Below are 9,179 nucleotides of genomic sequence, written 5' to 3' on the forward strand. Positions count from 1 at the left end.
TTTCATCCTATCAGTCCGGAGTGGCCGAGGCTCAGAAGCTCCCGGGCGTGCTCGAGCGCGGTCGTCGAATCGGCCAACCCCGACAGCAGTCGCGCCATCTCGGCCTCGCGGTCGGCGCCGGTGAGCGCGCGCACGCTCGAGGCGGTGACCGAGCCGTCGCCGGCCTTGACGACGCTGAGATGGTTCGAGGCGAAAGCGGCGACCTGGGCGAGGTGCGTGACCACGATGACCTGGCTCGTCTCGGCGAGGCGGGCGAGGCGGCGCCCCACCTCGATCGCCGCGGCACCGCCGATGCCGGCATCCACCTCGTCGAACACGAACGTGGGCACCCCGCCGGTGCCCGCGATGACGACCTCGATCGCGAGCATGACGCGGCTGAGCTCACCGCCGGACGCGCTCTTGGCGACCGGGCGGGGCTCGGCGCCGGGATGCGGCGCCAGCAGGATCGTGACCTCGTCCCGACCGGATGCCGAGGCGACTGCCTCCTCGACGGCGACGACCACCCGCGCGTCGGGCAGCGCCAGGGCGTGCAGCTCCTCGGTCACGGCGGCAGCCAGACGCTCCGCCGCCGCACGCCGGGCGGCGGTGAGCCGCGCTGCGGCCGCGTCCAGCGCGGCCGCAGCGTCGCGCTCGTCGCCCTGCAGACGCGCGATCCGCTCGCCGTCGTCATCGAGCTCGGCCAGTCGGAACGCGCCCGAGCGGGCCAGTTCGAGTGCGGCCTCCAGGCTGCCGTGGGCTCGCACGATGCTCGTCACGGCGGCGCGGCGCTCTTCGACCGCGGCGAGTTCGTGGGGGCCGGCATCGTCCAGATCGGCGAGGTACGCGCTCAGCTCGGTGGCGAGATCGGCGACCCGATATGAGATGTCGTCGAGTGTCGCGGCGTGGGCGGCCAGCACGGTGTCGGCGCGCACCACCCGTTCCAGAGAACGACGCGCCTCGGCGATGAGCAGGCCCACGTCGGGCACGTCACCGCCGCCCGACAGTGCGTCGTGCGCAATGGCTGCCGCCTGACGCAGCGCCTCGACGTTCGCCAGTCTCTCGGCGCGGTGCGCGAGCTCGACGTCTTCGCCCGGTTGGGGATCGACCTGCTCGATCTCGGCGAGGGCGATGCGCAGCTGCTCGGCTTCGGCCGCGCGCGCCTGCTCATTGCCGGTGATCTCCGCGATGTGAGCGGCGAGCTCACGCTGCGCAGCGTAGGCCTGGCGGTACTCCTCCGCGACGGGCGCGATCTCGGCGGCGCCGAAGCGGTCCAGCGCATCACGCTGGGCCGCACTCGAACGCAACCGCAGTTGATCGGACTGGCCGTGGACGACCACGAGCTGCTCAGCGAGATCGGCGAGCACGCCCGCGGGCGCGGCGCGGCCACCGACGCTCGCACGACTGCGCCCCTCGGCGGTGACCGTGCGACCCAGATAGAGCTCGGCACGTCCCCCGCCGATCGGCTCGACCTCTCCCCCGGCATCCGTCACGCGATCGGCCACCGGGCCCGACTCGGGAACCAGCCAGACGCCCTCGACGGCGGCCTGGGCCGCGCCCGCGCGGACGACGCCCGAGTCCGCGCGCGCTCCGAGCAGAAGACCGAGACCGGTGACGACCATCGTCTTGCCGGCGCCGGTCTCTCCGGTGATGGCGGTGAAGCCGGCACCCATCGGGAGGGTCGCGTCAGCGATGACACCGAGGTCGCGGAGCGTCATCTGCTCGATCACGCCCGGCCCTCCGCACTCGTCGGTCGCGTCGCGGAGGTCTCATCGGGACCCCGCCACCCGGTGACGGGCAGCTGGAACTTACGGACGAGCCGGTCGGTGAAGGGTGCCGGATGCAGGCGAGCGAGGCGTACGGGGCGCGCGGACTTGCCCACGACGACGCGGGCGCCGGGCGGCAGGTCGTGCGAGCGTCGCCCGTCGCACCACATGATCCCGGTGCCGTCCGTGCGCGCCAGCACCTCGATCGCGACCGTCGCCTCCGGCCCCACCACGAGAGGGCGTGCGAACAGTGCGTGGGCCGACAGCGGAACCACGGCGATCGCTTCGACGGTCGGCCAGATCACCGGCCCGCCGGCGGAGAAGTTGTACGCCGTGGAGCCTGTCGGTGTGGCGATGACGACACCGTCGCAGCCGAAGCTCGAGAGAGGACGGCGGTCGATCTCCATGACGACCTCCATCATCCGCTCGCGCGCCGCCTTCTCGACCGTCGCCTCGTTGAGCGCCCACGTCTCGTAGATGACGTCGCCGCCACCGTCTTTGACACGCACCGAGAGCGTCATCCGTTCCTCGACCTGGTAGTCGCAGGCGATGATCCGACGCATCGCGTCATCGATGTCGTCCGGATCGATCTCGGCGAGGAAGCCGACATGTCCCATATTGATACCGAGGATCGGAGCGGCACCGTCGCGCACGAGTTCGGCGGCGCGCAGAATCGTGCCGTCGCCGCCCAGCACCACCGCCAGCTCGATGTCGGCGACGGGCACGTCCGTTCCGAGGGCGGCGAGCGGGCCGAGATCAGACAGTGCGTCAACGAGCTCCGGGTCGTCGACGGCGAGAACGGGACGCGCCTCGGCGGCGATGAGCGCAGCGATCACACGCCGAGCCGCTGCCACCGTGTCGTCGCGGCGCGCGTGCGCCACGACGAGGATGGAGCGCGGCACCGTCGAATCTGTCATACCGCTCCCGTCGCTTCGTCGATCGTCCTCAGCCATTCTGTCGGATTGCCGCTGGCGACCGGACCGTCACCGTGGCCGAGTGGAGGCTGATCGCGCCGACGCAGGTGGACGAGGTATTCGTGGTTGCCATGCGTGCCGGCGAGGGGCGAGGCGATGAATCCCGCCGTCGCCAGCCCCGCGTCCCACGCGGCCCACAGCACGCCGGCGGCAGCGTCGGAGCGGGCCGCGGCATCCGTGACCAGTCCCTCACGAACGCCGGTCCGCCCCACCTCGAACTGCGGCTTGATCAGCAGAACGATGTCGCTCTCCGCCGTCGCGACGGCTGCGACAGCCGGCACCACGAGAGTGAGCGAGATGAACGACAGATCAGCGACGATCACCTCGGGATCGACCGCGAACCCGGCAGCCTCTGACAGCGACGCTGCCGTCATGTAGCGGACGTTGAACCCCTCGACGACGGTGACGCGCGCGTCGGCACGGATCACGGGCGCCAGCTGATCGTGGCCGACGTCCACGGCCACCACCCGGCGCGCACCGCGTTCGCGGAGAACCTGGGTGAACCCGCCCGTGGAGGCGCCGAGGTCGAGCGCTTCGCGTCCGGCCACCTCCACGTCGAAAGCATCCAGCGCAGCCACGAGCTTGTGGGCCGCTCGGCTCACGTAGTGGTCGGCACCGTCGACGACGAGAACCGCATCGTCCGACACCGGGGTCGACGGCTTGACGACATAGACGCCGTCGACGCTGACCAGACCCGCCTCGATGTCACGCACCGCCTGCGTGCGGGACCGCGAGAGGCCCCGAGACGCCAGCGCCGCGTCCAGTCGAGCCGTCACTGCGCGCCGTCGCGCGGGCCGGACTCCAGCCGGCGCGCCAGATCATCGTGCAGCGCGGCGTAGGCGGCCGCCCGCTCGGCGAGTGGCTGCTCCTCGATCACCTCGAGCGCGGACAGCAGGTCCTCGCGGCGGGCGTGCGAGTCGTCGGCGTTCATGGACATGCCTTCCACGATAGTCGCCGATGTCGACACGACCAGGGCGCAGCTGCAGGTCCCGCCATCGGCGGGGCCGGCGCGTGGAGTCGTGTTAACGGGAAATGGCCACCCAGCGTTGGGTGGCCATTTCCTGAAAAGAAGTCCGGCGGTGTCCTACTCTCCCACAGGGTCCCCCCTGCAGTACCATCGGCGCTGTGAGGCTTAGCTTCCGGGTTCGGAATGTGACCGGGCGTTTCCCTCACGCTATGGCCGCCGAAACACTATTGATGTTTCATCAAGCACACAACGATCAAAAATGATGTTTGTGTGTGTTCTCGACCGTACATCGAGAACCACTCAGTGGACGCAAGCACCAAAACGGTGTGTTATCAAGTCATCGGCTTTGGCTGGGAGCCTCTCACCCGAAGGTATGGAAATCTCATCTTGAGGCCGGCTTCCCGCTTAGATGCTTTCAGCGGTTATCCATCCCGAACGTAGCTAACCAGCGGTGCTCCTGGCGGAACAACTGGCACACCAGAGGTTCGTCCAACCCGGTCCTCTCGTACTAGGGTCAGATCCTCTCAAATTTCCTACGCGCGCAGCGGATAGGGACCGAACTGTCTCACGACGTTCTAAACCCAGCTCGCGTACCGCTTTAATGGGCGAACAGCCCAACCCTTGGGACCTACTCCAGCCCCAGGATGCGACGAGCCGACATCGAGGTGCCAAACCATGCCGTCGATATGGACTCTTGGGCAAGATCAGCCTGTTATCCCCGAGGTACCTTTTATCCGTTGAGCGACAGCGCTTCCACAAGCCACTGCCGGATCACTAGTCCCGACTTTCGTCCCTGCTCGACCTGTCAGTCTCACAGTCAAGCTCCCTTGTGCACTTACACTCGCCACCTGATTGCCAACCAGGTTGAGGGAACCTTTGGGCGCCTCCGTTACTTTTTGGGAGGCAACCGCCCCAGTTAAACTACCCACCAGGCACTGTCCCTGAACCGGATTACGGTTCGAAGTTAGATATCCAGAGTGACCAGAGTGGTATTTCAACAATGACTCCACGGTAACTAGCGTCACCGCTTCACAGTCTCCCACCTATCCTACACAAGCCACACCGAACACCAATACCAAGCTGTAGTAAAGGTCACGGGGTCTTTCCGTCCTGCTGCGCGTAACGAGCATCTTTACTCGTAGTGCAATTTCGCCGAGTTCGCGGTTGAGACAGTTGGGAAGTCGTTACGCCATTCGTGCAGGTCGGAACTTACCCGACAAGGAATTTCGCTACCTTAGGATGGTTATAGTTACCACCGCCGTTTACTGGGGCTTAAATTCTCAGCTTCGCCTTGCGGCTAACCGGTCCTCTTAACCTTCCAGCACCGGGCAGGCGTCAGTCCGTATACATCGTCTTGCGACTTGGCACGGACCTGTGTTTTTAATAAACAGTCGCTACCCACTAGTCTCTGCGGCCACCACACCCTTTTTGAGGCAAGCTCATATAAGTGGATGGCCCCCCTTCTCCCGAAGTTACGGGGGCATTTTGCCGAGTTCCTTAACCACGATTCTCTCGATCTCCTTGGTATTCTCTACCTGACCACCTGAGTCGGTTTGGGGTACGGGCAGCTAGAACCTCGCGTCGATGCTTTTCTTGGCAGCATAGGATCACCCACTTTTTATCCGCATCGTGTCTCAGCCGTAACGAGTCACGGATTTGCCTATGACTCGGCCTACGCACTTGCACCAGGACAACCATCGCCTGGCTTGGGCTACCTTCCTGCGTCACACCTGTTAATACGCTAACCGCACCAGCATGGGGTCATGCGCTAGCCCTGAAGCTCTCACCCCGAAGGGATCGATACGACAGGATTCGGGCACTTAGCACCACTGGATTAGCTTGGGCGGTTCTTCGCCGGTACGGGAATATCAACCCGTTGTCCATCGACTACGCCTGTCGGCCTCGCCTTAGGTCCCGACTTACCCAGGGAAGATTAGCTTGACCCTGGAACCCTTGGTCTTTCGGAGGACGTGTTTCTCACACGTCTTTCGCTACTCATGCCTGCATTCTCACTCGTGTAGCCTCCACGGCTGGTTCACACCGCCGCTTCGCTGGCCACACGACGCTCTCCTACCCATCAACACGGCTGGACCACGAAGGCCTACCAAAAATGTCAATGCCACAACTTCGGTGGCGTGCTTGAGCCCCGTTACATTGTCGGCGCGGAATCACTTGACCAGTGAGCTATTACGCACTCTTTCAAGGGTGGCTGCTTCTAAGCCAACCTCCTGGTTGTCAAGGCAACTCCACATCCTTTCCCACTTAGCACGCGCTTTGGGACCTTAGTTGGTGGTCTGGGTTGTTTCCCTCTCGACTATGAAGCTTATCCCCCACAGTCTCACTGCTGCGCTCTCACTTACCGGCATTCGGAGTTTGGCTGACGTCAGTAACCTTGTAGGGCCCATCGGCCATCCAGTAGCTCTACCTCCGGCAAGAAACACGCAACGCTGCACCTAAATGCATTTCGGAGAGAACCAGCTATCACGAAGTTTGATTGGCCTTTCACCCCTATCCACAGCTCATCCCCTCAGTTTTCAACCTAAGTGGGTTCGGCCCTCCACGACGTCTTACCGTCGCTTCAGCCTGGCCATGGATAGATCACTTCGCTTCGGGTCTAGGACACGCGACTGAATCGCCCTATTCAGACTCGCTTTCGCTACGGCTACCCCACACGGGTTAACCTCGCCACGTATCGCTAACTCGCAGGCTCATTCTTCAAAAGGCACGCTGTCACCCCTACTAAGGAGGCTCCAACGGTTTGTAAGCAAACGGTTTCAGGTACTATTTCACTCCCCTCCCGGGGTACTTTTCACCTTTCCCTCACGGTACTTGTCCGCTATCGGTCATCTGGGAGTATTTAGGCTTATCAGGTGGTCCTGACAGATTCACACGGGATTTCTCGGGCCCCGTGCTACTTGGGATACTCTTCGCGCCAAGAGAAGCATTTCGACTACGGGGTTGGCACCCTCTATGACCCGCCTTTCAATGCGGTTCGTCTATACCTTCTTGTAACGCCGACACATCGGCAGACATGTCTGAAAAGTCCCACAACCCCCAACGTGCAACGCCTGCCGGCTATCACACACGCTAGGTTTAGCCTGATCCGGTTTCGCTCGCCACTACTAACGGAATCGCGGTTGCTTTCTCTTCCTGTGGGTACTGAGATGTTTCACTTCCCCACGTTCCCTCTACCCGCCCTATATATTCAGGCGGGAGTCACCAGGTACGCACGCGCCCTGGCGGGGTTTCCCCATTCGGACACCCTCGGATCAAAACTTGCTTATCAGTTCCCCGAGGCTTATCGCAGATTGCTACGTCCTTCTTCGGCTCCAGATGCCAAGGCATCCACCGTTTGCTCTTAAAGACTTGAAATCACATGAGTTCGAATCGTCAATCAAAATTGACTAATGATCTTTAAGATCATCTTCACGAGATGAAAAATCATCTCGAAGATGCTCGCGTCCACTGTGTAGTTCTCAAAGTACGGGCGGTACCCTCCCCGCACCAGCACCAGCCNGCAACAGAAAGAGTCCTGAGGTTCGTCTGCTCCCCATCCGAAGATGAAAGCGCATCCGGTCCCTCAGGACCCAACAGCGTGCACGTGCCGACTCACTCACCCCCAGCGTTCCACGCCCGAAGGCCGTACTAACTCGAAGATCGCTCCCCGACACCTCATCAAACGTTCCACCCATGAGCTAACCGGCAAGACACATTCGGTCCTGATCCGGCGCCTGGACACCCCAAAGAGTGCCAGATGCTCCTTAGAAAGGAGGTGATCCAGCCGCACCTTCCGGTACGGCTACCTTGTTACGACTTAGTCCTAATTACCGATCCCACCTTCGACGGCTCCCTCCACAAGGGTTGGGCCACCGGCTTCAGGTGTTACCGACTTTCATGACTTGACGGGCGGTGTGTACAAGACCCGGGAACGTATTCACCGCAGCGTTGCTGATCTGCGATTACTAGCGACTCCGACTTCATGAGGTCGAGTTGCAGACCTCAATCCGAACTGGGACCGGCTTTTTGGGATTCGCTCCACCTCACGGTATTGCAGCCCTTTGTACCGGCCATTGTAGCATGCGTGAAGCCCAAGACATAAGGGGCATGATGATTTGACGTCATCCCCACCTTCCTCCGAGTTGACCCCGGCAGTATCCCATGAGTTCCCACCATTACGTGCTGGCAACATAGAACGAGGGTTGCGCTCGTTGCGGGACTTAACCCAACATCTCACGACACGAGCTGACGACAACCATGCACCACCTGTTTACGAGTGTCCAAAGAGTTCTACATTTCTGCAGCGTTCTCGTATATGTCAAGCCTTGGTAAGGTTCTTCGCGTTGCATCGAATTAATCCGCATGCTCCGCCGCTTGTGCGGGTCCCCGTCAATTCCTTTGAGTTTTAGCCTTGCGGCCGTACTCCCCAGGCGGGGAACTTAATGCGTTAGCTGCGTCACGGAATCCGTGGAATGGACCCCACAACTAGTTCCCAACGTTTACGGGGTGGACTACCAGGGTATCTAAGCCTGTTTGCTCCCCACCCTTTCGCTCCTCAGCGTCAGTTACGGCCCAGAGATCTGCCTTCGCCATCGGTGTTCCTCCTGATATCTGCGCATTCCACCGCTACACCAGGAATTCCAATCTCCCCTACCGCACTCTAGTCTGCCCGTACCCACTGCAGACCCGAAGTTGAGCCTCGGGATTTCACAGCAGACGCGACAAACCGCCTACGAGCTCTTTACGCCCAATAATTCCGGATAACGCTTGCGCCCTACGTATTACCGCGGCTGCTGGCACGTAGTTAGCCGGCGCTTTTTCTGCAGGTACCGTCACTTTCGCTTCTTCCCTGCTAAAAGAGGTTTACAACCCGAAGGCCGTCATCCCTCACGCGGCGTTGCTGCATCAGGCTTTCGCCCATTGTGCAATATTCCCCACTGCTGCCTCCCGTAGGAGTCTGGGCCGTGTCTCAGTCCCAGTGTGGCCGGTCACCCTCTCAGGCCGGCTACCCGTCGACGCCTTGGTGAGCCATTACCTCACCAACAAGCTGATAGGCCGCGAGCTCATCCCTGACCAAAAAATCTTTCCAACCGTTGAAGATGCCTCCACGGTTCGTATCCAGTATTAGACGCCGTTTCCAGCGCTTATCCCAGAGTCAGGGGCAGATTGCTCACGTGTTACTCACCCGTTCGCCACTGATCCACCCAGCAAGCTGAGCTTCACCGTTCGACTTGCATGTGTTAAGCACGCCGCCAGCGTTCATCCTGAGCCAGGATCAAACTCTCCAAAAAGAAAAAATGCATACACCATCGGGAAAACGACAATGCAGCGAGTTCGAAACTGACCAAAAAGGATGCCATCACTGACAATCCATAATGCCGGCACCGAAATACCGGACTTTGATCCAAAGGAATCTCACCCCACCACAAAGGCAGGGACGAGGTAATTTGGCATTTGACAAGTGCACGCTGTTGAGTTCTCAAGGATCGGACGCTCCCG

4 protein-coding genes and 3 rRNA genes are annotated in these 9,179 nt (G+C 61.6%); all 7 read right to left on the reverse strand.

Going from position 1 to position 9,179, the window contains the following annotated elements; genetic code table 11:
- Window positions 1-2: 2 nt before the first annotated feature.
- The 7 genes from recN to CEP17_RS06965 all read right to left on the reverse strand — a co-directional run bounded on the left by recN (window position 3) and on the right by CEP17_RS06965 (window position 8,971).
- Complete coding sequence (recN, locus tag CEP17_RS06940) at window positions 3-1,706, reverse strand: DNA repair protein RecN (RefSeq protein ID WP_112931722.1); 1,704 nt, start codon at window positions 1,704-1,706, stop codon at window positions 3-5.
- Window positions 1,703-2,659 (reverse strand): NAD kinase, encoded by a 957-nt coding sequence (locus tag CEP17_RS06945; RefSeq protein ID WP_112931723.1) that lies wholly within the window; start codon window positions 2,657-2,659, stop codon window positions 1,703-1,705. Before CEP17_RS06945 ends, recN begins: the two co-directional genes overlap by 4 nt.
- Window positions 2,656-3,492 carry a TlyA family RNA methyltransferase gene (locus CEP17_RS06950; protein WP_112931724.1) on the reverse strand — a complete coding sequence of 279 codons (837 nt, stop codon included), beginning with the start codon at window positions 3,490-3,492 and terminating at the stop codon, window positions 2,656-2,658. The genes CEP17_RS06945 and CEP17_RS06950 overlap by 4 nt, the downstream gene beginning before the upstream one ends.
- Window positions 3,489-3,653, reverse strand: a complete 165-nt coding sequence (locus CEP17_RS15095) for a hypothetical protein (protein ID WP_162722369.1) — start codon at window positions 3,651-3,653, stop codon at window positions 3,489-3,491. Before CEP17_RS15095 ends, CEP17_RS06950 begins: the two co-directional genes overlap by 4 nt.
- Before the next feature lie 134 nt (window positions 3,654-3,787).
- Window positions 3,788-3,904: ribosomal RNA gene (gene rrf / locus CEP17_RS06955) — 5S ribosomal RNA — on the reverse strand.
- A 107-nt stretch (window positions 3,905-4,011) separates the two neighbouring features.
- A 23S ribosomal RNA gene (locus CEP17_RS06960) occupies window positions 4,012-7,055 on the reverse strand.
- A gap of 393 nt (window positions 7,056-7,448) precedes the next feature.
- Window positions 7,449-8,971 (reverse strand): 16S ribosomal RNA (locus CEP17_RS06965).
- Together the 16S, 23S and 5S rRNA genes form the textbook arrangement of a ribosomal RNA operon.
- Between the last annotated feature and the right edge of the window lie 208 nt (window positions 8,972-9,179).

It is taken from the genome of Microbacterium sp. PM5 (assembly GCF_003293595.1).
In the GTDB taxonomy this organism is placed as follows: Bacteria; Actinomycetota; Actinomycetes; order Actinomycetales; family Microbacteriaceae; genus Microbacterium.

What these genes read in the sequence shown, in the direction of transcription:
- CEP17_RS15095 (WP_162722369.1), bottom strand. Translation starts at nt 3,653, where the DNA reads ATGTCCATGAACGCCGACGACTCGCACGCCCGCCGCGAGGACCTGCTG.
- CEP17_RS06945 (WP_112931723.1), bottom strand. Translation starts at nt 2,659, where the DNA reads ATGACAGATTCGACGGTGCCGCGCTCCATCCTCGTCGTGGCGCACGCG.